The sequence below is a fragment of the Microvirga sp. jy35 genome (assembly GCF_056148915.1).
Window position 1 is genome coordinate 109230 of sequence record NZ_JBWBEW010000013.1, and the last position, 23253, is coordinate 132482.

General features: G+C 66.2%; 22 protein-coding genes. 18 read left to right on the plus strand and 4 right to left on the minus strand.

The window, feature by feature from the left end; genetic code table 11:
* Positions 1-92: 92 nt before the first annotated feature.
* The gene (locus tag AC0QTX_RS12795; RefSeq protein ID WP_474604206.1) at positions 93-1163 is read right to left on the minus strand and encodes a citrate synthase/methylcitrate synthase; all 1071 of its coding nucleotides are present in this window, start codon (positions 1161-1163) and stop codon (positions 93-95) included.
* A gap of 73 nt (positions 1164-1236) precedes the next feature.
* On the opposite strand from AC0QTX_RS12795, the gene AC0QTX_RS12800 reads away from it, so the two are divergent.
* The 5 genes from AC0QTX_RS12800 (at position 1237) to AC0QTX_RS12820 (ending at position 4378) form a co-directional block, all read left to right on the plus strand.
* Positions 1237-2358: a citrate synthase family protein gene (locus AC0QTX_RS12800; protein ID WP_474604207.1), complete on the plus strand. Its 1122-nt coding sequence runs from the start codon at positions 1237-1239 to the stop codon at positions 2356-2358.
* Positions 2355-2804 carry an NUDIX hydrolase gene (locus tag AC0QTX_RS12805; RefSeq protein WP_474604208.1) on the plus strand — a complete coding sequence of 150 codons (450 nt, stop codon included), beginning with the start codon at positions 2355-2357 and terminating at the stop codon, positions 2802-2804. Before AC0QTX_RS12800 ends, AC0QTX_RS12805 begins: the two co-directional genes overlap by 4 nt.
* Entirely contained in the window at positions 2801-3409 is a 609-nt protein-coding gene (locus tag AC0QTX_RS12810; RefSeq protein WP_474604209.1) for a TIGR02301 family protein, read from the plus strand. Before AC0QTX_RS12805 ends, AC0QTX_RS12810 begins: the two co-directional genes overlap by 4 nt.
* 314 nt (positions 3410-3723) lie before the next feature.
* Positions 3724-3987 (plus strand): hypothetical protein, encoded by a 264-nt coding sequence (locus AC0QTX_RS12815; protein WP_474604210.1) that lies wholly within the window; start codon positions 3724-3726, stop codon positions 3985-3987.
* A 13-nt stretch (positions 3988-4000) separates the two neighbouring features.
* A complete protein-coding gene (locus AC0QTX_RS12820; protein ID WP_474604236.1) occupies positions 4001-4378 on the plus strand; it encodes a VOC family protein in 378 nt (125 codons plus the stop codon).
* A 186-nt stretch (positions 4379-4564) separates the two neighbouring features.
* Here AC0QTX_RS12820 and AC0QTX_RS12825 read toward each other — a convergent pair whose 3' ends face one another.
* Positions 4565-5899 carry a dihydroorotase gene (locus AC0QTX_RS12825; RefSeq protein ID WP_474604211.1) on the minus strand — a complete coding sequence of 445 codons (1335 nt, stop codon included), beginning with the start codon at positions 5897-5899 and terminating at the stop codon, positions 4565-4567.
* 77 nt (positions 5900-5976) lie between these two features.
* Between AC0QTX_RS12825 and ygfZ the strand changes: the two genes are divergently transcribed.
* From ygfZ to dxs, 11 genes are all read left to right on the plus strand, one after another.
* Positions 5977-6867, plus strand: coding sequence for a CAF17-like 4Fe-4S cluster assembly/insertion protein YgfZ (gene ygfZ, locus AC0QTX_RS12830; protein WP_474604212.1), 891 nt, complete (start codon positions 5977-5979; stop codon positions 6865-6867).
* A 104-nt stretch (positions 6868-6971) separates the two neighbouring features.
* A complete protein-coding gene (locus tag AC0QTX_RS12835; RefSeq protein WP_474604213.1) occupies positions 6972-8912 on the plus strand; it encodes a hybrid sensor histidine kinase/response regulator in 1941 nt (646 codons plus the stop codon).
* Positions 8913-9015: 103 nt separating this feature from the next.
* On the plus strand, positions 9016-9672 hold the full coding sequence (locus AC0QTX_RS12840) for an FMN-binding negative transcriptional regulator (RefSeq protein ID WP_474604214.1): 657 nt from the start codon (positions 9016-9018) through the stop codon (positions 9670-9672).
* Positions 9635-10123: an aminoglycoside 6'-N-acetyltransferase gene (gene aac(6') / locus AC0QTX_RS12845; protein ID WP_474604215.1), complete on the plus strand. Its 489-nt coding sequence runs from the start codon at positions 9635-9637 to the stop codon at positions 10121-10123. The genes AC0QTX_RS12840 and aac(6') overlap by 38 nt, the downstream gene beginning before the upstream one ends.
* A gap of 215 nt (positions 10124-10338) precedes the next feature.
* Complete coding sequence (locus tag AC0QTX_RS12850) at positions 10339-10947, plus strand: DNA-3-methyladenine glycosylase I (protein ID WP_474604216.1); 609 nt, start codon at positions 10339-10341, stop codon at positions 10945-10947.
* The gene (locus AC0QTX_RS12855; RefSeq protein ID WP_474604217.1) at positions 10947-11540 is read left to right on the plus strand and encodes a YfbR-like 5'-deoxynucleotidase; all 594 of its coding nucleotides are present in this window, start codon (positions 10947-10949) and stop codon (positions 11538-11540) included. The genes AC0QTX_RS12850 and AC0QTX_RS12855 overlap by 1 nt, the downstream gene beginning before the upstream one ends.
* Positions 11541-11962: 422 nt before the next feature.
* Positions 11963-12481 carry a tyrosine phosphatase family protein gene (locus AC0QTX_RS12860; RefSeq protein ID WP_474604237.1) on the plus strand — a complete coding sequence of 173 codons (519 nt, stop codon included), beginning with the start codon at positions 11963-11965 and terminating at the stop codon, positions 12479-12481.
* A 49-nt stretch (positions 12482-12530) separates the two neighbouring features.
* Complete coding sequence (locus AC0QTX_RS12865; protein ID WP_474604218.1) at positions 12531-15254, plus strand: DUF2339 domain-containing protein; 2724 nt, start codon at positions 12531-12533, stop codon at positions 15252-15254.
* A 148-nt stretch (positions 15255-15402) separates the two neighbouring features.
* Positions 15403-15651 (plus strand): exodeoxyribonuclease VII small subunit, encoded by a 249-nt coding sequence (locus tag AC0QTX_RS12870; RefSeq protein WP_474604219.1) that lies wholly within the window; start codon positions 15403-15405, stop codon positions 15649-15651.
* A gap of 183 nt (positions 15652-15834) precedes the next feature.
* Positions 15835-17136, plus strand: coding sequence for an O-antigen ligase family protein (locus AC0QTX_RS12875; RefSeq protein WP_474604220.1), 1302 nt, complete (start codon positions 15835-15837; stop codon positions 17134-17136).
* Positions 17137-17462: 326 nt separating this feature from the next.
* Positions 17463-19379, plus strand: a complete 1917-nt coding sequence (dxs, locus tag AC0QTX_RS12880; RefSeq protein WP_474604221.1) for a 1-deoxy-D-xylulose-5-phosphate synthase — start codon at positions 17463-17465, stop codon at positions 19377-19379.
* Between the two features lie 120 nt (positions 19380-19499).
* Here the strand turns inward: dxs and AC0QTX_RS12885 are convergent, their stop codons facing one another.
* The gene (locus tag AC0QTX_RS12885) at positions 19500-20219 is read right to left on the minus strand and encodes a superoxide dismutase (RefSeq protein ID WP_474604222.1); all 720 of its coding nucleotides are present in this window, start codon (positions 20217-20219) and stop codon (positions 19500-19502) included.
* Between the two features lie 107 nt (positions 20220-20326).
* Between AC0QTX_RS12885 and AC0QTX_RS12890 the strand changes: the two genes are divergently transcribed.
* Positions 20327-21055 (plus strand): TlyA family RNA methyltransferase, encoded by a 729-nt coding sequence (locus tag AC0QTX_RS12890; RefSeq protein WP_474604223.1) that lies wholly within the window; start codon positions 20327-20329, stop codon positions 21053-21055.
* A complete protein-coding gene (locus AC0QTX_RS12895) occupies positions 21015-22298 on the plus strand; it encodes a class I SAM-dependent RNA methyltransferase (protein WP_474604224.1) in 1284 nt (427 codons plus the stop codon). The genes AC0QTX_RS12890 and AC0QTX_RS12895 overlap by 41 nt, the downstream gene beginning before the upstream one ends.
* Positions 22299-22337: 39 nt before the next feature.
* Here AC0QTX_RS12895 and AC0QTX_RS12900 read toward each other — a convergent pair whose 3' ends face one another.
* A complete protein-coding gene (locus AC0QTX_RS12900) occupies positions 22338-23087 on the minus strand; it encodes an SOS response-associated peptidase (RefSeq protein ID WP_474604225.1) in 750 nt (249 codons plus the stop codon).
* Positions 23088-23253 lie beyond the last annotated feature (166 nt).

Consider the following 23253-nt stretch of genomic DNA (forward strand, 5'->3'; position numbering starts at 1 on the left):
GCTCCCGCTATCCACTGTCTCCACAGGCCCTGAAAGGCATATGCTGATTTGACGGGGCGTCTTTCTTCTTCGGCGAGGGCCATAGGACGTCATCACGCCGCCTGCGCGGGCCAGGCCCCCACATAGCGCGATTGCGGCCGGATGATGCGGCCTAGGCGGCCCTGCTCGATGGCATGGGCCACCCAACCCGCCGTGCGGCCCGCTGCGAACAGGGGCGTAAAGCCCTCGCGGGGGACGCCGAGGGCATCGAGCAGGATGGCGGTGTAGAACTCCACGTTGGTGTCGAGCCGCCGTCCGGGCTTGCGGCGCTCCAGGACCTTCAGGGCCGTGGCCTCGACGGCTTCCGCGAAGGCGATGCGATTGTCCCTCCCCTTCAGCTTTCCGACCGCGGCTTTGAGCACATCCGCCCGCGGGTCGCGCACCCGGTAGATGCGGTGGCCGAAGCCCATGAGACGCTCGCCCCGCGACATGGCGTCGTCGAGCCAGGCCTCCGCATTCTCGACCGAGCCTATGGCGTCGAGCATGTCGAGCACCGGGCCCGGCGCGCCGCCATGGAGCGGCCCTTTGAGGGCGCAGAGCCCCGCCACCACGGACGACAGGATGCCGGCCTGCGTCGAGGCGACCACCCTGGCCGTGAAGGTGGAGGCATTGAGACCATGGTCGATCACCGTCACGAGATAGGTGTCGAGGCCTTTCGCCGCCTCGGCCGAGACCGGCGCATCGCGCATCATGCGCAGGATGTCTGCCGCGTGACCCAGCAGCGAGTCGGGCGCGACCGGCGCGAGGCCCCGGGCGCCCCGCACCGCCATGGCGGCCGCAACGCCCGCAGCTCCAACGGCAAGAGGCGCATGATCCCTCTCCTCATCGGGCAGGCTCGCGAGCAGCAGCCGCATGCCCTCCACGGGGGTGAGGCCGGCAAGCTGCGGGGCGAGAGGCGCGAGATGGGCGTAAGCCCTCTGCCGGGCTGCGCTCAGGAGAGCCTTCGGGTCGACCTCGGCGTCGGGAACGAGGCCGCCCCAGAGCATCGCCACCACGTCCTCGAAGCTCGCCCGGCCGGCCAGCTCTTCCAGGTCATGCCCGGCGATGATCAGGCGGCCCGCCTCGCCGTCCACATGGCTTAAGCTGGTCTCGGCGGCCACCACGTCGTCCAGTCCGATCGTCATGAATGTTCTCCTTTGCGGGGGAGCATCGCGCCGCGCTTGCAGATCCGTCAATCTTGAATCAACATATCAACATATGGGCGCCGCATCCCTCGACCTCACCTCGGCCGAAGAGGCTTCGTCCCGCCTCGGCATCAGCCGGGCGAGCCTCTATGCCTATGTGAGCCGCGGCCTGATCCGCTCCTTCGCCTCGCCGCACGACCCGCGCCAGCGCCTCTATGCCGTGGACGATGTGGAAGCCCTGGTGGAGCGCAAGGCGCGCTTCCGGCGCCCGACGGTCGCGGCCGCGACCGCCCTCGACTGGGGCCTGCCCGTGCTGGAGACGGGAATCACCCAGATCAGGGATGGTCGCCTCTTCTATCGCGGCCAGGACGCCATCGCCCTTGCCCGCACTGCTGCCTTCGAGGACGTTGCGCACCTCCTGATCGGCGCCCTCGACAAGGACACCTTCAACCACCCCTCCCGAATACCGCTTCCCCTGCCGGCCCCTGCCTTCGGGCCGCATGCCTTCGTGGCGCAGGCCATCCGCCTCCTGTCCGAGCCTGTCGCGAGAGAAACCAGGGCGGCCGAGGTGGTGGCGATCCTGCGCCTGACGGCAGCAGCCGCGAGCGGCGCCGATCCCGGCACCGCACCCATCCACCGTCACCTGGCCTCGGCCTGGAAAGCCCCGCCGCAGGCTGCCGAGGCAATCCGGCGCGCGCTCGTTCTGTGCGCCGACCACGAGCTCAGCTCCTCGGCCTTCGCGGTGCGGGTCACGGCATCGACCGGCGCGTCCCTGCGCAATGCGGTGATCGCGGGTCTCGCGGCCCTGAGCGGCCCCTATCACGGGGGCATGACCGAGCGGATTCGGGCCTTTCTGGACGTTCCCGGAACAGCACCCCACACCGGCACCCACCATCGCCTCTATCCGGAGGGCGATCCCCGGGCCGCGGCCCTCCTGGAGAACGTTCCGCTGCTCGCCTCGGACGCCACGACCCTGCGGGTGATCGCGGATGCCTCCGGCGGCCCGCCCAGCATCGACGTGGCTCTCGTCATGATGGAGCGGGCCTATGGACTGCCGGTGGGCGCTGCCTTTACGCTCTTTGCCGTCGGGCGCACGGCCGGGTGGCTCGCCCACGCCATCGAGCAGCGCAGCCAGGCGACCCTCATCCGCCCGCGGGCGCGCTATGTCGCGGCCGAGCAAAAGCATTCTCCATGACCAGCGACCGCTTCTACCCCGCCCGTCCCGTTCTCGCCGCCTCGGTGGCGGTGATCCGCGAGGGACGCATCCTGCTCGCCGCCAGGGGCAAGCCGCCGAGCGAGGGGCTGTTTTCGCTGCCCGGCGGCATGGTGGAGGTGGGCGAGACGCTCGCCGAGGCAGCCCTGCGGGAACTTCGCGAGGAAGTGGGGGTTGAGGCCAAGCTTATCCGCCTGATCGCCCCGGTCGAATTCATTGAAAGGGATGAGAAAGGCCATATAAGGCATCATGTCGTCATCGCCGCCCATGCGGCCCGCTGGGCTTCGGGCGAACCCCAGACAGGTCCGGAAGCAAAGGAAATCCGTTGGGTCACGGAACGGGACATCGCCGATCTGCCGCTGACGGCAGGACTTGCCGGAATTCTGGAGGAGGCCTTCAGGATCGCCCGGAAGGAGTCCGCTCCATGAAGCACGCCGGGTTGAGCCTCGCCCTGGGCGCGATGCTGCTGGCTATGCCTGCTCCTGCTTCGGCTCAGGGCTTTTTCGATCGGCTGTTCGGGCCTCCTCCGGGCCAGCAGCCAGGGGTTCCGCCACAATACCGGCCGCAGCCTCAGTATCGTCCACCGCCCCAATATCGCCAGCAGCCGGCCCCGCAACAGCAGCAGCCGCAGCAGCGAAGGCCTCAATCGCAGCGCCCGGCTCCTCAACAGCAGCAGCCTCAACAGCCACCCCAGCAGCAGGCGGAACCCGCGCCCGCGGTCGAGCCGCCGCCTGCGCCCTACGAGAAGGAACTGCTGCGGCTCGCCGAGATCATGGGATCGCTGGCCATGCTGCGCCCCCTCTGCAGCGCGCCCGATGCCGCGGAATGGGGCCGGCGCATGCAGATTCTGCTTGAGGCCGAGGGCTCGACGCCGGGACGGCGGGAGCGTCTCGCCGGCGCCTACAACAAGGGCTATCAGGCCTATGCCCTCACCTACCGGGTCTGCACGCCCTCCGCGCAGGAAGCCTCGGTGCGCTTCCTGGCCGAAGGAGAGCAGCTTGCCCGCAGCATCACCGGGCGCTACGGCGGCTGACCGGGAGCAAGGATCGATCTCGTCCGCAGCCTCATCCTGAGGAGGTCACGGAGCGACCGTCTCGTAGGACGAGGCGTCTCCCGTGCTCACTGGATCCTCCTTCGAGACGCCGCTGCGCGGCTCCTCAGGATGAGGTCGGTTATTCATGAGACCCGCATGCCAAGGCCGGTGTTGCAATGGTGCCTCTTATCCACATTTTTCGAGCACCGCCCTCTCGCGTTAACCTCCTTGCAAGGTGATGCTGGCGGTGGGTCGGCGCGACGTCTAAGAATGATTCAACCGAACTCGCACCGCCCCTCAAAGGGGCCTGGATCATGAACGACAACGACGTCCTTCTCGACGAATCGCCCAACCTCATCGCCCTCAAGCAGGCGGCCCTGAGCTATGTGACCGAGGCCTTCGCCGAGGCGGAGCTCGACGGGCTCGACGGCGATTGCATGGCCCAGGCAGCCCTCTTCGCGGCGTTCACGGAACTCGTCGCCACCTATGGCGAGGATGCCGTTGCGGAATACGCCGCCACCCTGCCGGACAAGATCCGCACGGGGGCGTTCTCCATGGCGATGTCGCTCAAGCATTGAGGCGGACGTCAAGCTGCGCGTCGTCAGACCCACGGTTCGCCTCGACGAGGTGATTCGCTTCTACCAGAACGGTCTTGGCTTCGAGCTTATTGCGGCTTTCGATGATCGGGACAGGTTCTCCGGCCGGCTCCTGGGCCACCCACAGGCGCCGTGGCATCTCGCATTTACGTACTATCACGACTTGAAAGCCGGGCGAGCGCCGACTCAGGACAACCTGCTCGTCTTCTATCTGCCCGATCGTGCCGAATGGGAAGCCGCCGTCGAGCGGATGAGGGTCAACGGTTATTCCTCCGTCCCCTCTTTCAATCCGTACTGGGACCGCGACGGCATGACGTTCGAGGATCCGGACGGCGACCGTGTCGTGCTGCAAAGCATGGCTTGGGTGAAGTAGCACAACGCTTTGTCATCCGGGGGCGAGTGCCAACGAGAGCCCGGAACCCATAACCACAACGTTTCTCGCAAGGATTCTGCGGCGCCCGTAGCGCCCTCTTTGATGCCGTCAGCGTTTATGGCTTCCGGGCTCCGCTACGCGGCCCCGGAATGACAGTGACTTGGCGTCCGCAGGAGCAGTGCTCCTTCACGAGCGCAGCGTCTCCTCGAACCGCACCACCTCGCCCTGCGACGGCGTCTCGAGCGAACCGTCCCACATCACCACGTTGCCGCGCACGACCGTGCCGACGGGCCAGCCTGTCACCTTCTTGCCGTCATAGGGGGTCCACTGCGACTTCGAGGCGATCCAGTCGTTGGTGATCGTCTCCGTGCGCTTCAGATCGACCACGGTGAAATCCGCGTCGTAGCCCACGGCGATGCGGCCCTTGCCGGCAATGCCGAACAGGCGCTTGGGGCCGGCGCTCGTCATGTCGACGAAGCGCTCGAGCGTGAGGCGGCTTGCATTCACGTGGTCGAGCATGATCGGCACAAGCGTCTGCACGCCGGTCATGCCGGAGGGCGTGTTCGGATAGGTCATGTCCTTTTCATCGCGCGTGTGCGGCGCGTGGTCGGAGCCGAGGATGTCGGCGATGCCCTCGTCAAGCCCCTGCCAGATCGCGGCGCGATGCAGCTCGTCGCGCACGGGCGGGTTCATCTGGATGTAGGTGCCCAGCCGCTCGTAGTCCTCGGGGCCTGCGAGCGTCAGGTGATGCGGCGTCACCTCCACCGACACGAGGTCCTTGTGCTCCTTCAACAGGGCCATTTCCTCGGCGGTGGTGATGTGGAGCACGTGGATGCGCGCGCCGGTTTGCTGAGCGATGCGCACGAGGCGCTGGGTGCAGGCGAGCGCCACTTCGGCCGAGCGCCACACGGGATGCGAGCCAGGATCGCCCTCGACGCGCAGACCTTTCCGCTCACGCAGCATCGCCTCGTCCTCGGAATGGAAGGCGGCGCGGCGGCGGGTGCGGCTTAGGATTCTGGCGATGCCCTCGTCGTCCTCGACGAGAAGCGAGCCGGTGGACGAGCCCATGAACACCTTGATGCCGACAGCGCCCGGCAGGCGCTCCAGATCCGGCACATCGCCCGCGTTCTCATGCGTGCCGCCCACCCAGAAGGCGAAGTCGCAATGCATGCGATGGTGGCCGCGCCGGACCTTGTCGGCGAGCGCATCGGGGGTCGTGGTCTGCGGGTCGGTGTTGGGCATCTCGAACACCGCCGTGACGCCGCCCATGACGGCCGCGCGGGAGCCCGATTCGAGATCCTCCTTGTGGTCGAGGCCGGGCTCGCGGAAATGCACCTGCGTGTCGATGACGCCCGGCAGGATATGGAGGCCCCGACAGTCGATCTCCCGCGCGGCGAAGGCATGAGACAGGTCGCCGATGGCGGCGATGCGCCCGCCGCGCACGCCGATGTCGCGCTCCACGCGTCCGTCGTGATTCACGACGATGCCGCCTTTGAGGATCAGGTCGAAGGTCTGGGGCATGGCAATCTCATCCCTTGAGGCCGCTGCGGAAGGGGCATATGTCACGTTCGACACAGAGAGCAATCGGAGCGGGGCATATGCCGTCAGTCCATCTGGCCGACCGGGGCGTGGTAAGGGTTTCGGGCGAGGACGCCAAGACTTTTCTCGACAACCTCATCACCTGCGACCTGGACCGCGTCACCTCCGAGGCTGCGCGATTCGGCGCCCTGCTGACGCCCCAGGGCAAGATCCTGTTCGACTTCCTGGTCTTCCAGGCGCCGCAGGACATCGGCGGCGCCTATTATCTCGACGCGCTGAAGGTTTACGCGCCCGATCTCGCCAAGCGCCTCGGCTTCTACAAGCTGCGGGCGAAGGTCGTGGTGGAGGATCTCTCCGGCTCTCTTGCCGTCCTCGCCGGCTGGGATGCGCCGCGACCGGACGACGAGGCCGGGCTGGTGGCCGAGGATCCGCGCCTGCCGGCTCTGGGCTGGCGCGCCATCGTGGCGGCGGAGGATGCAGCGGAGTTCGGGAAGGACGCGGCGGAAGACTACCACGCCCACCGCATTGCGCATGGCGTGCCCGAGGGCGGGCGCGACTTCCTGTTCGGGGATGCCTTCCCGCACGAGGCCCTGATGGATCAGCTCCATGGCGTCGATTTCGACAAGGGCTGCTATGTGGGCCAGGAGGTGGTCTCCCGCATGCAGCATCGGGGCACGGCCCGCACCCGCATCGTGCCGGCCCTCTACGAGGGCGGCTTCGCGGCCGATCTCGGCGTCGAGGTCATGGCCGGAGGCAAGCTTCTGGGCAAGACCGGCACCGGCGCCAACGGCCGCGGCCTCCTGATGATCCGCCTCGACCGGGCGCAGGACGCGCTGGAGTCCGGCACGACCATCAGGGCCGGGGGTATTCCCGTACAGCTGGAAAAGCCCTCCTGGGCGAGGTTTGCCTTCCCGGACAAGCCGGGACCAATGTCCCAAGAAATAAAATAGCCAAGCTTCGGAGGAACCAAGACCTCACGGAAACGTTACGTTCAATCGACCCCGCCAAGGTGCCGAAGCAAAACGCATGGGCCGGGTCTGCTGGGGAATCGTCCATGGGTGCATTGCAAGGTATCGGCTCGACGTCGCAGGAAGGGCGCTTTCAGCTTCTTGTCGGCGCTGTGACGGACTATGCGATCTACATGCTCGATCCGGCAGGCATCGTCTCGAGCTGGAATCCCGGCGCCCAGCGCTTCAAGGGCTACACGCCGGACGAAATCCTCGGTGAACACTTCTCCCGCTTCTACACGGATGAAGACCGGGCGACCGAGCTGCCCCGGCGCGCCCTGGAGACGGCGGCCCGCGAGGGCAAGTTCGAGGCTGAGGGCTGGCGCCTGCGCAAGGACGGCACCCGCTTCTGGGCCCATGTGGTCATCGACCCCATTCGCGACGAGCGTGGCGAACTCATCGGCTACGCCAAGATCACCCGCGACCTGACGGAGCGGAAGAAGGCCCAGGAGGCTCTGAAGGAAAGCGAGGAGCGCTTCCGCCTCCTGGTCCAGGGCGTCACCGACTACGCGATCTACATGCTCGACCCGCAGGGCCGCGTGACGAACTGGAACGCCGGCGCCCAGCGCATCAAGGGCTACACCGAGGACGAGATCCTCGGCCAGCATTTCTCCCGCTTCTACACGGATGAGGATCTGGCGACCGAGCTGCCCCGGCGTGCGCTGGAGACGGCGGCCCGCGAGGGCAAGTTCGAGGCCGAGGGCTGGCGCCTGCGCAAGGATGGCACCCGCTTCTGGGCCAGCGTCGTCATCGATCCCATCCGCAACGACATGGGCGAGCTCATCGGCTACGCCAAGATCACCCGTGACATCACGGAACGTCGGAAGGCCCAGGAGGCTCTGGCCCAGGCGCAGGCCGCTCTGTTCCAGTCGCAGAAGATGGAGGCCGTCGGGCAGCTCACGGGCGGCGTCGCGCACGACTTCAACAACCTCCTGACCATCATCGTCAACAACCTGGATCTTCTCACCCGCAACACCCGCGACGCCCGCGACATGCGGCTGATCGAGAGTGCCCAGCGTGCGGCAGAACGGGGCGCGAAGCTGACCCAGCAGCTCCTCGCCTTCGCCCGGCGCCAGCCCCTGCAGCCCAGCCTGCACAATCCCAATGCGCTGATCGAAGGCTTCGAAGCGATCCTGCGCCGGGCCTGCGGCGAACTGGTGAAGCTGCATCTCGCGCTGTCGCCGCAGATCAGGTCGATCTCCGTCGACGGGCCGCAATTCGAAGCGGCCCTCCTCAACCTCATCGTCAACGCGCGGGACGCCATGCCCGAGGGCGGGGCGCTGAAGATCACGACGACCAACGCGACCCTGAGGGAGAACGACCGGCCGTCATCCGACCTTGAGCCCGGCTATTACGTCTCCGTCGTGGTGGAGGATACGGGCTCAGGCATGGCGCCCGACATCCTCGACCGCGTTTTCGAGCCCTTCTTCACCACGAAGCAGATCGGCAAGGGAACGGGCCTGGGCTTGAGCCAGGTCTATGGCTTCGTGACGCAAACGGGCGGGCACATCAAGGTCGACAGCGCCGAGGGCGAGGGAACCAAGGTCACCATGCTGCTGCCGGCCCAGGATAACGGGGAGGAGGCCGTGGAGGACGAAGGCGAAACGTTACAGCCGGCCCGTGACAGTGCGGGCACCGTGCTGATCGTCGAGGACGAGCCCGCCGTGCTGGAAGTGGCGAGCGACATTTTCGACAGCCTCGGCTACGACGTGCTGACCGCCACGGATGCCCAGGAGGCGGTCGCGGTTCTGGGCGGCGACGCCTCGATCGACGTGATGTTCAGCGACGTGATCATGCCCAACGGCATGAACGGTGTCGAACTCTCCCGCAAGGCCCGCGAGATGAGGCCGGGCCTCAAGATCCTGCTGGCGTCAGGCTATCCCATGTCGGCCCTGCCCACTGAAGGCCTGGGCGCGGGGGTCTCCTTCATCAGCAAGCCGTACCGCTGGACCGAGCTCGCAGACAAGCTGCGGACGCTCCGGTCCTGAGCATGAAGGCCATCGCCGTGCGTGATGGACGGTATCGGCAATTTTGATTGGTGCAGTTTAAGGCTTGCCGCTAGCATCCCCGAACAATCGGACCGGGAATGCCATGTATCAGCCACCCCACTTTCGCGAGGACAGCCTCGAGGTTCAGCACGCCCTCATCGGGGCCCATCCGCTCGGACTTCTGGTGACCCTGGGCAGCACGGGGCTCGCGGCCAACCCCATTCCCTTCGTGCTCGACGCCTCCGCCTCGCCGCTGGGAACCCTCAAGGCCCATCTCTCGCGGGCCAACTCCCAGTGGCAGGACTTCGACCCTTCGCAGGAAGCCCTCGTGGTCTTCCAGGGGCCCGAGACCTACATCACCCCGTCCTGGTATGCGGCCAAGCGCGAGCACGGCAAGGTGGTTCCGACCTGGAACTACGCCATCGTGCAGGCCTATGGCCGCATGCGCGTCATCGACGATCCGGACTGGCTCCTCCGGCAGATCACTGCCATGACCGACGGGCAGGAGGCCGCTCGGCCGGAGCCCTGGACGGTGGGCGACGCGCCGGCTCCCTTCGTGGCGGCGCAGCTCAAGGGAATCGTCGGCATCGAGATCGAGATCACCCGGATCGAGGGCAAGTGGAAGGTGAGCCAGAACCGGTCGGAGGCCGACCGCCAGGGCGTGTCAGCGGGCCTGCGCCTCGCGCAGGGCGACGCCTCGCGGCACATGGCGGATCTGGTTGATGCGCGAGGAGCCTTGCCCGGTGGCCGACAATCTTGAACCCCGCGTCGAGCCCTGCGTGCTGCAGACGCTTGAGGAATGGGTTGCCCTTCGGCATGCCCTGTGGCCCGAGGGCCCGAAGGAAGATCACCGCTCCGAGGCGCAGGCCATGCTCTGGGAGCAGAAGGAAGCCATCGCGCTTCTCGTCCGCCTGCCCGACGGCACGCCGGCTGGCTTCGCGGAAGCGGCGCTGCGCCACGATTACGTGAACGGCTGCGCCACTTCACCGGTGGCCTTTCTCGAAGGAATCTACGTGCAGCCGGAGCACCGCGGGAAGGGGCTCGCCCGGCTGCTGTGCCGCGCAGTCGAGCGCTGGGCGAGAAGCCTCGGCTGCAGCGAGTTCGCATCCGACGTCCTCCTCGACAACACCGCTTCGCAGAGCATGCATATAGCCCTGGGCTTCGAGGAGACGGAGCGGGTCGTGTACTTCCGGAAGCGGCTGTCGTCCTGAAAATCCGGCTGTAAACCGTGCTTTCACCCACCGACCTCATTCTGAGGAGGTCGCGGAAGCGACCGTCTCGAAGGAGGATTCAGTGCTCTCTGGAAGATCCTTCGAGACGCAGCCTGTCGGCTTCTCCTCAGGATGAGGTCAGAGGTTGATAGGTCTGCCTCCTGACGTCAGAAACCCATCTTCCCGTTTGCCGGCACTCCCGCTACACAGGTCCCATGAGCGACGGACTGATCCTGCATCCCGACAACAAAGCACGCTGCTGGTGGCCCGGCACGGATCCCTTCTATTTGGAATACCACGACACCGAATGGGGCGTGCCGGAATTCGACGACCGCGCGCTTTTCGAGAAGCTCATTCTCGACGGCTTCCAGGCGGGCCTGTCCTGGATCACCATCCTGCGCAAGCGCGAGAATTTCCGCCGCGCCTTCGCGGGCTTCGATCCTGCCGTGATCGCCCGGTTCGATCAGGCGCAGGTGGAGGCGCTGATGCTCGATCCGGGCATCGTGCGCAACCGCGCCAAGATCGAGGCGACGATTGCGGGCGCTCGCGCCTGGCTCGCGATCCAGGAGCGCGGCGGCTTCTCGCGCTTCCTGTGGGACTTCGTCGATGGCCGGCCGGTTCAGCCGAAGCTCAAAACCCGCAAGGACGTGCCCACCGAAACCGAGGTTTCCCGCAAGATCTCGAAGGCCCTGAAGGCGGAAGGATTCAACTTCGTCGGTCCCACCATCGTCTATGCCTTCATGCAGGCGGTGGGCATGACGAACGATCACCTCACCGGCTGCTTCCGCCATGCCGAGTGCGCCGTCTTGGCTGAGACGCACTGATGGCCAAGGAGCCGCGCGTCTGGCAGCGGATGCTCTCCGGCCGCCGCCTCAACCTGCTCGATCCGTCGCCCCTCGATGTGGAGCTCGACGACATCGCCCATGGGCTCGCCCGCGTCGCCCGCTGGAACGGGCAGACCGTAGGCGGGCATATCTTCTCCGTCGCGCAGCACTCCCTGCTGGTGGAGGCCATCGCGAGCCACATCAACCCGGACATGTCGCGGGAGTGGCGTGTTGCGGTGCTCCTGCACGATGCGCCGGAATACGTGATCGGCGACATCATCTCGCCCTTCAAGGCGGTGATCGGCGACGCGTACAAGGCGATCGAGGCTGGCCTCCTTGCGGCGATCCACCTGCATTTCGGCCTGCCTGCCCAGCCCGCAGCCGCGCTCAAGCGCTTCATCAAGCAGGCGGACCGACAGGCGGCGTTTCTCGAGGCGACCCATCTCGCGGGCTTTTCCCGCGAGGAGGCGATCAAGTTCTTCGGACGGCCCGAGCCCCTGCCCCGCGCGGTGCTGGCCCTTCTGGAGCCATGGCCCGTCGCGCAGGCCGAGGAGTGTTATCACCGGAAGGTCACGGCGGCGCTGGCGATTTGACGCCGCCCACCCTAAACACTCTACCTTGTCCTGAGAGTCTGGCTCATCAAGAGAGCAGCCGGTGTTTCCCTCACCCCTTGCTGGGAGGGTGTGCCGCGCAGCGGCCGGGAGAGGGTCGCAAAGTCGGAACGCTGCGCTTGATGCCTATCAGCGAGGCCTTCCCCACCACGTCATCACCGGTCTTGTGCCGGTGATCCCGATCCGAACAGCGCTGAGTCTCATAGCATCGAGATGGTCAGGACAAGCCCGGCCATGACGGAGATGTCTCACCCAGGCAAACCACCCCCACCCCTCCCCGCAAGGGGGAGGAAAACGGAGCACATGGCTTTATGGCCAGACTCTCAGGGTGAGGGCAGAGTTTGTTTCACGGCATCGTCAATCCGAATCGTGTAAGCCTCTTTGCCACCTTCGAGACCAAGCCCATGCCGACCCTGCACGTCTGTCCCCTCTCCCGCCTGCACGATACCGTTCTCGAGACCCGGGCGAGCCATGTGGTGAGCCTCATGGGAGCCGGCGCCGAGGTGCCGCGCCTCACGGGCATCGCGGCCGGGCGTCATCTTTTCATCGGCGTCAGCGACATCGTTGAGCCGCTCGAGGGACACGTACTGGCGGGCGCGGACCACATGGAGCAGCTGCTCGCCTTCGTCCGCGCCTGGGACCGCGAGGGCCCTCTCGTCCTTCACTGCTGGGCCGGGATCAGCCGGTCGACGGCCGCCGCCTATATCGCGGCCTGCGCCCTCGCCCCGGAGCGGGACGAGACAGCCATCGCCCTTGCCCTGCGCGCGGCATCCCCCAGCGCCACCCCGAATGCCCGGTTCGTCGCCCTGGCCGACGACATTCTCGGCCGCCGGGGCCGGATGGTCGATGCGATCCGGAGCATCGGGCGCGGGGCCGAGGCTATGGAGGGAGCGCCCTTCATGGTACAGCTTGGCGGCAGCTAGCCGATTCCGGATTGGACGGTCAGCCCGACACGAAAACCGGGATCGTCCCTTGGAAATTCCCTTCTTTGTCCTGCTGGCCCTCAGCATTCCGGCCTGCGCCATCGCGGGCCTGGTTCTCGGCCTCTCAACCCGAAGCAGGCTGATGCTCCTCCAGGCCCGCGTCGCGGCTCTGGAAAGCGAGCTGCGCCTGGCTCAGGCCCAGGGAGGGCCGACCGCCTCAGCGGAGCAGCAGGCTCCGGCGCCCATGCCGGAGGCTCCTGCACCCATGCCGGAGGCTCCTGCCGAAACGGCTCCCGCGCCGGATGTGTCCCTGGATCCGATAGCCGAAGCGCTCCGGCCGGCGGGATCGGTTCCCGCCATCCAGGCGCCAGCCCCGCAACCGGCTCCTCGCGGCCGCGGTTTCGAGGAGAATCTCGGCTCCCGCTGGGCCGTCTGGGTCGGCGGCGTGGCTCTCGCCCTCGGGGGGATCTTCCTCGTCCGCTATTCCATCGAACAGAACCTGCTCAGCCCAGCCACCCGCATCGCCCTGGGCGGATTGTTTGCCCTCGCGCTGATCGGGGCCGGCGAATGGCTGCGGCGCCGGGAGAGCGGCCTCGCCCTGCCCGGCGTTCCCGGCGCGGACGTTCCGAGCATCCTGACGGCGGCAGGCACGTGCGGGGCCTTTGCGGCTGCCTACGCGGCCTATGCCCTCTACGGCCTGATCGGCCCGGCCGCCACCTTCGTGACCCTGGGCCTGATCGCAGCCCTGACCATGATCGCATCCACCCTGCACGGCCCGATCCTGGCCGCGCTCGGCCTGCTCGGCGCCATGGGGAGCCCGCTCCTCGTCTCGTCGGACGAGCCGCAGCCCTGGGCGATGGTGATCTACCTCGCATTCGTGGTGCTGCCCGCCTACGGGGTCGCACGCTTGCGCCTGTGGCGCTGGCTCGCGCTCGCGGCCGCCGCCGGGGTGCTGATCTGGACGCTCCTGATCTTCGTCCTGGACGCGTCGGATGCCCTGCCGGCCATGGTGCATCTGGTGATCCAGGCGGGCTTGGCCGCCTGCTTCCTGGTGGCCCTTCCCTACCGCCGGATTTCCGATGCCGAGAGCAGGATTGATCGGGCCGCCAGCATCGTGCTCCTGGCATTCGCGGTTGCCGCTGTCGCGGCCTCCAGCGCAGTCGCGGCAGGTGATGGGCGCGCGATCTTCGTTGCCGCCGTCTCGCTCCTCCTGCTGGCGACCGGGATCCGCTTCGCGACGGGGGCTCCGGCTGCCGCCTGGGCGGTCCTGACCACCGTCGGCGCCCTTCTGGTCTGGCCGATCCAGGCCGATCTCGGCGGCGCGCCTGAAAACCTGTTCTACCAGAGCGGCGATCTCTTTGCGGTGCGTCCCCACGCCCTCGAAGTCTATCTCGGCTTGGCGCTCCTCGCTCCCGCGGCCATTGCCGGCGCTGCCCTCTTCCGGCTGGCGCGATCGCCGGACCTGCGCCTGTCTGCAGCGGCCTGGTATGCGGGAGCGGCGGCCATCGGTCCGCTGCTCGCCCTCGTGGCTGCCTATTGGCGGGTCGCGGCCTTGGAGCGGAGCCTGTCCTTCGCCTTGATCGCCGGCGGGGTTGCCCTCGCCTTCGTGGCGGTTGTCCGCTGGCTCTGGCGACAGGACGCCACGGACAGCGCTCCGATCCGGCTGGCCCTCGGGGCCGCCGCTTCGGCTGCCTTGGCGGCCCTCTCCCTCGGCCTGACCTTCGCCCTCGACAAGGGAATGCTGACGGTGGCCTTCGCCCTGACGGCCCTGGGCACGGCCTGGGTCGCCGAGAGAGCAGCCCTGCCCGCCCTGCGCTACGCGGTCGGCGCCATCGGCCTGATCGTTCTGGGGCGCCTGATCGGCAACCCGACCATTGTGGAGGGCAACCCCGGACCGATCCTGATCAACTGGCTCCTCTGGGGCTATGGCGTTCCAGCAGTAGCGTTTCTCGCCGCGAGCCGGCTCCTGGAGCGATCCGGGCGGGACAGAATCGTCCAGCTGACCGAGAGCCTGGGGCTCGTCTTTGCAGCCTTCCTGGTCTTCTTCGAGATCCGGCACGCCCTTCACGCCGGCAACCCGCTGGCTCAGGATTTCAGCCTCCTGGAGGCGGGCCTGCTGGCGACGGAGAGCCTCGTCTTCGCCATTCTCCTGACGCGCCTCGACCTCAGGCGCGGGGATCCGGTCTATCGCTGGGGCTCGCTGATCTTCAAGATCGCCTCCCTGGCGCTCTGCGCCGGCGGTCTCCTTCTGGTCGAGAACCCGCTCCTGACAGATGATACCATCCTGGGCGGGCTGCTCTTCAATGCCCTGATCCCGGCCTATCTGCTGCCTTGCCTGCTGGCCGCCGGACTGGCCCTGGTGGAGCGGCGGGCAAGGCCGCGCCTCTACAGCCTGTCCTCGGCCGTCTTGAGCCTGCTCCTGTTCTCCGCTTATGTCGGGTTCGAGATCAGACGGATTGCCGCAGGACCCGAGCTGGCGTTCTGGCGCGGCTTCGCCCAGGGCGAGCAATGGAGCTACTCGGTCGCCCTGCTGGTCACGGGCATCCTGCTTCTCGGCCTGGGGCTGGTCCGCGACAACCGCTTTGCCCGCTTGGCTTCCGCGGCGTATCTCGTGCTGGCGGTGCTCAAGGTGTTCATCGTCGACCTTGCCAATCTGGAGGGCGTCATGCGCGCCCTGTCGTTTATTGGCCTCGGCCTTGTTCTCATCGGCATCGGTCTCGTCTATCAGAGACTCCTCGCCCATCGACCCAGCAATGCCGCAATCCCATCGTGACATTGCCGGCGCATCGTGCGGAGAAGCGGACCCAGTTTTTCCGAACCATACGATGCGCTATGCAAACAAGGGGGCATCGGATAAGCCCCAGAAGTGCATTCCACTTTTGGGTCCGATGCCCTGGACCAGAGATCTGACGGATAGCCGCATGACCGATACCGCCTCCATTAAGACCCTCCCCTTCGAGAAGGCCCTGGCCGAGCTCGAGGAGATCGTGCGGCGCCTCGAGCGCGGCGACGTGCCTCTCGAGGATTCGATTGCGATCTACGAGCGCGGCGAGGCCCTGAAGAAGCATTGCGAGCAATTGCTGAAGAAGGCCGAAGCCAGGATCGAGAAGATCACCATCGGACCGGACGGAGCCGCGTCGGGCACGGCTCCGCTGGATGTAGAAGGGTGATCCGGCGAGGCAGATTCCAGAAATTCATAGCCAACCAGCCGGGCCTTGTGCAATAGAGTTGCCTCAAGGCCTGATTCCCTGAACACAGAGTTCGTGCTCAAGGAATGAGTCTCCTCGTGGGACGATTAGTCCACCGGCAGAACACGGCTATGATATTCAGCCGTCGATCTACACCCAGTCATCATGATTGCATCCATTCAGCTTAGCAAAAAAATCATTCTCAGTCAGAAACTCGATGTAATCGGGCATGGGTTCATCGTCGCGCTGCCGGTTGCCATGGCCCTGGCCAACCGCTCGTCTCCCCTTTTCCTCTCTTGCGCGGCTGTTTTCATGGCGGCTGCTTATTTCGTGTCCGGGAACGGCGCTTCTTTTCTGTCGCCCCTGAGACGAATGCACACGGGCGCTTTCATCGGGCTCGTTGGCGCCGTTGCGTATGCCCTCCTCTCGTTGATGTGGACCATCAGGCCGGAGGCCGCCTTTCTCGCGCTGGGAGAAGCGGTCATCCCGATCTTCGCAAGCGCTGTCCTGATCCTAAGATGGCGGATGGCACCGCCACCCGGCTGGCTGTTCAAAGCTCTCGCCAAAGCGATGCTGGTCGCCGCAGGGCTGATTGCCTTTGAGCTCCTTCTCGACTCCCCGCTGAGGCAGGCCTACGGCGGGAGGCTTGGGTCCTATGTTCACAACAGGCCGGTCGTCACGCTCCTCCTGCTCCTTTGGCCTGTTCTGTCATGGGCTTTGCTCTGCAACAGGAAAAAGCTGGCTCTTATCCTGCTGTCGGCGATGACGCTCCTGACTGCCATCTCTGCCAGCGAAGCGGCGAAGCTCGGGCTTGTGGCTGCGGCAGGCACGCTGATGTTGGTTTATTTCTTTCAAGAACGGATCGGCCGCATCTTGATCGTCGGACTTCTCGGCTTCATCTGGATCCAGCCCGTATTCGGCGATCTCGTAGCAAACCTGACACCCCCGCGCCTGATCGAACTGACCAAGGCAGGGCATTCCAAAGAACGGATCGAGATCTGGCAGGCATTCGGCGCGGTGGCTCGAAAACATCCTGCTTTCGGAACGGGATTTGCGTCGACGGCCGCCATGAAAGACCATCCCGTCATGAAGGAGGTCGAGCGTGGCCTCCGACGCCCTCTGAGAACCGGGCATCCTCACAATGCCTACCTTCAAGTCTGGGTAGAGCTGGGTGTGCCGGGAGCACTCATCCTGTCCTGGTTCACCTTCTGGGGGATGAGACGCCTTTCAGAACAGCCCGTCAGCACGCGTCGCATGGGGCTCAGCGCGCTCATGTGCGCGAGCGCGATCGCGCTTGTCAGCCATGGAGCGTGGCAGGGCTGGTGGATCGCGGCTCTCGCTCTCGTGGCCGCCCTCTTCAGCATCCGCCAGAACGGCTCCGAACAGGAAGAGGAATCGGTCCTCGACCGCTCAGAAGCGCACCTGACGCCAGACCGATCGGTGACGGGACTGACCGCCTCGGGATAGTGCAACGTCGGTGGATCACCTGCTGCGAGGTCAATGGCCGCAGGACCGTACCCGAACCTGGTTGCAGGCTGGGTGAACCCCGAGCCGGCAAAGGATTCAAGTCTTGCCGGGCCCGGACCTCCCCGGCCGCGAGTTGCTTTTGAAGCGAAGCAACCGCATATGTCACTCGGGCGGTGATGGAGTTTCCCAGAACCGATAGGCCTCGTCCCGGTTCGGGATACAGGACAGTCTTTCTGGCATCCATCTCCTGATGGTTTGTTTCCTACCCTTGCGGCGCTTCCAGGCTGGGGCTCCCGGTGAAGGAAACCGTGCATTCTGGTGACCACGTGAGCGCAACGCATACACCCCTCCTCGACACCATCAAGACCCCGGACGATCTGCGCCGGTTGCCAGAGAGCCAGCTCCGCCAGGTGGCGGATGAGCTGCGGACGGAAACGATCAGCGCGGTCTCGGTCACGGGCGGCCACCTTGGGGCTGGACTGGGTGTGGTCGAGCTGACAGTCGCCCTGCACTACGTCTTCGACACCCCCGGCGACCGGCTGATCTGGGACGTGGGCCACCAGGCCTATCCTCACAAGATCCTCACCGGCCGCCGCGACCGGATCCGCACCCTGCGCCAGGCGGATGGCCTTTCGGGCTTCACCAAGCGCCAGGAGAGCGAATACGACCCCTTCGGCGCCGCCCATTCCTCCACGTCGATCTCGGCAGGCCTCGGGATGGCCGTGGCGCGGGATCTGGAGGGCAGGAACAACAATGTGATCGCCGTCATCGGAGACGGCGCCATGTCGGCCGGCATGGCCTATGAGGCCATGAACAATGCCGGCGCCATGCATTCGCGCCTCATCGTCATCCTCAACGACAACGACATGTCCATCGCGCCGCCCACCGGCGCCATGTCGTCCTATCTCGCCCGCCTCGTCTCCGGCGGCGCCTATCGGGGCCTGCGCGAGACCGCCAAGCAATTGGCCAAGAAGCTGCCGAAATTCATCTACGAGAAGGCACAGCGCGCTGAGGAATTCGCCCGCGGATTCTGGACCGGCGGCACCATGTTCGAGGAGTTGGGCTTCTACTACGTGGGCCCCATCGACGGGCACAACCTCGACCACCTGCTGCCGATCCTGAAGAACGTCCGCGACTCCGAGACCGGCCCGATCCTCGTCCATGTGGTGACGAAGAAGGGCAAGGGCTACGCGCCGGCGGAAGAGGCGGCCGACAAGTATCATGGCGTCGTCACCTTCGACGTGGTGACGGGCGCGCAGACCAAGGCCAAAGCCAATGCCCCCGCCTACACCAAGGTCTTCGGCGAGAGTCTTGCGAAGGAAGCGGCGAGGGACGACAAGATCGTCGCCGTCACGGCCGCCATGCCGACCGGCACGGGCATCGATCACTTCGGCAAGGAATTCCCCACCCGCACCTTCGACGTGGGCATCGCCGAGCAGCATGCGGTGACGTTCGCGGCGGGCATGGCCACGGAGGGGTACAAGCCGTTCTGCGCGATCTATTCCACCTTCATGCAGCGTGCCTACGACCAGGTGGTGCATGACGTGGCGATCCAGAACCTGCCCGTGCGCTTCGCCCTCGACCGGGCGGGCCTCGTGGGTGCGGACGGGCCGACCCACGCAGGCTCCTTTGATGTCGCCTATCTCGGCTGCCTGCCCAACATGGTGGTGATGGCGGCGGCCGATGAGGCCGAACTCGTCCACATGGTGGCCACCGCCGCGGCCTACGATTCAGGCCCCATCGCCTTCCGTTATCCGCGCGGCGAGGGCGTGGGCGTCGACATGCCTGAGCAGGGCGTGCCGCTGGTTATAGGCCGGGGCCGTGTGGTGAAGGAGGGCAGCCGCATCGCCATCCTGTCCCTCGGCACCCGTCTTTCTGAGGCCCTGAAGGCCGCCGAGGAGCTTGAAGCGCGTGGCCTTTCCACCACCGTGGCCGATGCCCGCTTCGCCAAGCCCCTCGACGAGGAGTTGATCCTGCGGCTGGCGCGCGACCACGAGGTGCTGATCACCATCGAGGAAGGCTCCGTCGGCGGCTTCGGCTCCTATGTGCTGCAGCTGCTCGCGGACAAAGGTGCCCTGGACCGCGGCACCCTGAAGGTGCGCTCCATGGTCCTGCCCGACGTCTATCTCGACCAGGACAAGCCGGAGCGCATGTACGCCAAGGCCGGGCTCGATGCAGCGAGCATCGTGACGAAGGTGTTCGAGGCACTTGGGCAGGAAGAAACCCGCAAGGTCAGGGCTTGAGCACTCGCCGTGTCATGGCCGGGCTTGTCCCGGCCATCCCGATGCTGTGAAGCTCAGCGCTTCATGCAACCGGGATCACCGGCACGAGGCCGGTGATGACGGAGAGAGTGGCATTCCTGACTAAATCGTCAGCGTCCCGGCCTTTGCGGCCGCGTAGCGCTCGCCGATCCGGCTCCAGTCGAGCACGTTCCACCATGCCTTCAGGTAGTCCGGCCGGCGGTTCTGGTATTTAAGATAATAGGCGTGCTCCCACACGTCGTTGCCCATCAGGACCCGCTGCCCGTCCATGAGGGGCGTGTCCTGGTTGGGCTTGGCCACCAGGCCGAGCTTGCCGTCGCGGGCGACGGTCACGAAAACCCAGCCCGAACCGAACTGTCGCGTTCCGGCGGCATTGAAATCCTCCTGGAACTTCACGAAGCCGCCGAGATCCCTGTCGATGGCGCTCTTGAGCTCTCCCGAGGGTTCGCCGCCCGATCCGCCCATGATCTGCCAGAACATGGTGTGGTTGGCGTGGCCGCCGCCGTTGTTGCGCACGGCCGTTCGAATCGACTCGGGCAGCTCGCCGAGCTTCGCCAGCATCTCGTGCAGCGGCATCTTGGCCGCCTCGGCATTCTGGGACAGCGCCGTGTTGAGGTTGGTCACATAGGCGGCATGGTGCCTGCCATGATGAAGCTCCATGGTCTGCGCGTCGATATGCGGCTCGTTCTTGGCGGGCGCATAGGGCAAGGGATCGAGCTTGAACGGACCCGACGGGGCTTGCGCCCAGGCGCGGGACGCGACACAGCTGACGCCGAGAGCGGCAGCTCCGATGATAAGGTTGCGACGACTGATGACTGGCATGTTTCCTCCGATGCACCTTGATTCAGGAGCCAAGCTGAGCTGTTTCCCCAGCGATACGCCTAAGCAGATAGAGAGGGTTGCGCCGTGACAAAGCGCACATTTTCGTTATGACCCGCAAACGCGCCGATGTGGTTCTGGTCGAGCGCGGCTTCTTCGCGAGCCGCGCCCGGGCCCAGGAGGCGATTTCCGCCGGCCTCGTCACCGTGAACGGCGCCGTCGTCCGCAAGGCATCCGATTCGGTGCCGGAAGAGGCGGTGATCACGGCCGAGCAGCCGCATCCTTACGTCTCCCGCGGCGGCGTGAAGCTCGCAGCCGCCCTCGACCTCTTCCAGATCGATCCGAAGGACAAGGTCTGCCTCGATGTCGGCGCCTCCACCGGAGGCTTCACGGAGGTGCTGCTGAACCGGGGCGCGGCCCATGTCTATGCGGTGGATGTCGGTCACGGCCAGTTGCACCCCACCATCGCCGGCCATGCGCGCGTGACCAATCTGGAAGGGACGGATGCCCGGTCGCTGAGTGCGGATCTGATTCCGCAGAAGGCGGATCTTCTCGTGTCGGATGTGAGCTTCATCTCGCTCAAGCTGGTGCTGCCGGCTGCCGTCGCCCTGCTGAAACCACGGGCCGAGCTGGCTGTTCTCGTGAAGCCGCAATTCGAAGCCGGGCGCGATCACGTGAAGAAGGGAATCGTGCGCGATGGGGCCGTGCATCGCGCCGTGTGCGAGGATATGAGAGCCTTCGTGTCTTCCCTCGGCTTCGAGGTCATGGGGCTCATCCCCTCGCCCATCGAGGGCGGGGATGGAAATCGCGAGTTTTTGTTGGGAGCCCGCATTGGCTGAACAGGTCATCATCAGGCGCCTCGGCGCGAAAGCCGACGGGATTGCGGAGAGCGCCTCCGACTCCCTCTTCGTGCCGAAGGTGCTGCCAGGCGAGACCGTCACGGTCGAGCGCGACGGATCGCATGCGCGTCTCGTCAGCGTCGACGTTCCGTCGCCCGAGCGCGAGACGCCGTTCTGCCCGTATTTCGATGTCTGCGGCGGCTGCGCCACGCAGCACATGAAGCACGGCTTCTATCGGACGTGGAAGCAGGAGATCCTCGCCCATACCTTAAGCCAAGCGCGGATCGAGGCGCCCATCGAGCCGCTCGTCGACGCCCATGGCGAGGGCCGGCGACGGGTAACGCTGCACGTGCGCTTTCCCGATCGCGCCATGCATGTGGGCTACATGGCTCCCCGCAGCCACCAGATCGTCGAGATCGCCTTCTGCCCCATCGCGGCGCCCGGCCTGAAGGAAGGGGCGCCAGGGATCGCGCGCGCCATCGGCGAGCACCTGAAGGCCGCCCGCAAGCCGCTCGACATTCAGATCACGCAGACGCAGACCGGCTTCGACGTGGATGTGCGCGGGCATGGTCCCATGAAGGACGCGGAGCGCCTGAGCCTCATCGATCTCGCGGCCCGGCTCGATCTCTCGCGCCTGTCGATCCACGGCGATGTGGTCGTGGAGCGCCGTCCGCCCGCGATCCTCATGGGCCGCGCCTCCGTGGTTCCGCCAGCCGGCTCGTTCCTGCAGGCGACGCGACTCGGCGAGGAGGTGCTCGCCGGCCTGGTCACGGAAGCCTGCGCGAAAGCCAAGCGCGTGGCCGATCTGTTCGCCGGATCGGGACCCTTCTCCCTGCGGCTTGCGGAAAAGTCCGAGGTTCATGCGGTCGAGTTCGACAAGGGCTCGACGGCGGCTCTCGACAAGGCGTTCCGCGCGACGCCGGGTCTTCGTCGGATCTCGACCGAGGCCCGCGATCTCTTCCGCCGTCCCCTGCTCACGCCGGAACTGAACGCCTTTGACGCGGTGGTGCTCGATCCGCCCCGCGCGGGTGCCGAGGCACAGGTGAAGCAGATCGCCGTGTCGAAAGTGCCGCTCGTGGTGAGCGTCTCCTGCGATCCCGCCACCTTCGCCCGCGACGCATCCATCCTGATGGCTGGCGGCTACCGCCTGGAGCGCGTCGTCCCGGTGGACCAGTTCAAGCACTCGCCGCACCTGGAAGTCGTCGGCATTCTGCGAAAAGACGTAGTGAAGAAGCGGCGGTGAGCGCGCTTCCCTCCCCCTTGCGGGGAGGGAAAGGCGCGACTAAAACAAGCTCCCCTGCTCGTCCTCGTCGCTGGAGAGCGGCTTCTTGGCCTTGGGCTTCTTCTCCGGCACGGGGGCCGGCTCCAGCTTTGCCAGCGGCTCCATCAGGCTGGCATCGTCGTTCTCGACCTTGTTCACGCGGCTCGAGACCGGCACCATGTCGAGCCACTCGTCCGGGCATGGCCGCACGAGGCGCATCACGTCGGCGCGCTCGTCCCGCACGTCCAGCCAGCCGGCGATGTCGTCGGGCGACAGGATCACCGGCATGCGGTCGTGCACGGCGGACAGCGTGCCGTTGGCATCCGTGGTGACGATGGCAGCCGTGTCGATCTCGCCGCCATCCGGGCTGCTGTAGGTCTCCCACAGGCCTGCCAGCGGCATCGGCCCGCGGGTGCGCGGGCGGATCAGGAAAGGTGTTTTCTCTTTCCCCTCCCGCCGCCATTCATAGAAGCCGTCTGCGAGGAAGATGCAGCGCCGGCGCTTCAGGGCCGCCTTGAAGGTTGGCTTCGTCTGCAGGGTTTCGCCGCGGGCGTTGATGACCAGCGGAAAGTCCTTCGGGTCCTTCACCCAGGAGGGCAGGAAGCCCCAGCGCACCAGCATGAAATGCCGCTCGCCCCGATCCTCCAGCACGACGGGCACGGGCTGCGTGGGAGCCACGTTGTAGCGCGGAGGAAAGTTCGGCTGCTCCGAGTAGCCGTAGAACTCCCGGTAGGTTTCTGGGGCCAAGCTGATGGAATAGCGCCCGCACATGACTTGCCTCCCCCTCTGCTCACTGACCACTGTCATTCCGGGGCCGCGCAGCGGAGCCCGAAATCCATAAACACGACGTTTCAATAAGTGCGAGTAGCATTACACCTGATTCTGCAGCGTCAGCGGTTATGGATTCCAGGCTCGCACTAGAGGTGCGCCCCGGAAT

Bases quoted from the DNA above. Each gene is read 5' to 3' on its own strand.
- AC0QTX_RS12895 (WP_474604224.1), top strand. From the start codon at position 21,015: ATGGAAATCGCGAGTTTTTGTTGGGAGCCCGCATTGGCTGAACAGGTC.
- AC0QTX_RS12900 (WP_474604225.1), bottom strand. From the start codon at position 23,087: ATGTGCGGGCGCTATTCCATCAGCTTGGCCCCAGAAACCTACCGGGAG.
- AC0QTX_RS12810 (WP_474604209.1), top strand. From the start codon at position 2,801: ATGAAGCACGCCGGGTTGAGCCTCGCCCTGGGCGCGATGCTGCTGGCT.
- AC0QTX_RS12795 (WP_474604206.1), bottom strand. From the start codon at position 1,163: ATGACGATCGGACTGGACGACGTGGTGGCCGCCGAGACCAGCTTAAGC.
- AC0QTX_RS12835 (WP_474604213.1), top strand. From the start codon at position 6,972: ATGGGTGCATTGCAAGGTATCGGCTCGACGTCGCAGGAAGGGCGCTTT.
- AC0QTX_RS12825 (WP_474604211.1), bottom strand. From the start codon at position 5,899: ATGCCCCAGACCTTCGACCTGATCCTCAAAGGCGGCATCGTCGTGAAT.
- AC0QTX_RS12805 (WP_474604208.1), top strand. From the start codon at position 2,355: ATGACCAGCGACCGCTTCTACCCCGCCCGTCCCGTTCTCGCCGCCTCG.
- AC0QTX_RS12855 (WP_474604217.1), top strand. From the start codon at position 10,947: ATGGCCAAGGAGCCGCGCGTCTGGCAGCGGATGCTCTCCGGCCGCCGC.
- AC0QTX_RS12875 (WP_474604220.1), top strand. From the start codon at position 15,835: ATGATTGCATCCATTCAGCTTAGCAAAAAAATCATTCTCAGTCAGAAA.
- AC0QTX_RS12870 (WP_474604219.1), top strand. From the start codon at position 15,403: ATGACCGATACCGCCTCCATTAAGACCCTCCCCTTCGAGAAGGCCCTG.
- AC0QTX_RS12800 (WP_474604207.1), top strand. From the start codon at position 1,237: ATGGGCGCCGCATCCCTCGACCTCACCTCGGCCGAAGAGGCTTCGTCC.
- AC0QTX_RS12815 (WP_474604210.1), top strand. From the start codon at position 3,724: ATGAACGACAACGACGTCCTTCTCGACGAATCGCCCAACCTCATCGCC.
- AC0QTX_RS12850 (WP_474604216.1), top strand. From the start codon at position 10,339: ATGAGCGACGGACTGATCCTGCATCCCGACAACAAAGCACGCTGCTGG.
- AC0QTX_RS12840 (WP_474604214.1), top strand. From the start codon at position 9,016: ATGTATCAGCCACCCCACTTTCGCGAGGACAGCCTCGAGGTTCAGCAC.
- AC0QTX_RS12890 (WP_474604223.1), top strand. From the start codon at position 20,327: ATGACCCGCAAACGCGCCGATGTGGTTCTGGTCGAGCGCGGCTTCTTC.
- ygfZ (WP_474604212.1), top strand. From the start codon at position 5,977: ATGCCGTCAGTCCATCTGGCCGACCGGGGCGTGGTAAGGGTTTCGGGC.
- AC0QTX_RS12860 (WP_474604237.1), top strand. From the start codon at position 11,963: ATGCCGACCCTGCACGTCTGTCCCCTCTCCCGCCTGCACGATACCGTT.
- AC0QTX_RS12885 (WP_474604222.1), bottom strand. From the start codon at position 20,219: ATGCCAGTCATCAGTCGTCGCAACCTTATCATCGGAGCTGCCGCTCTC.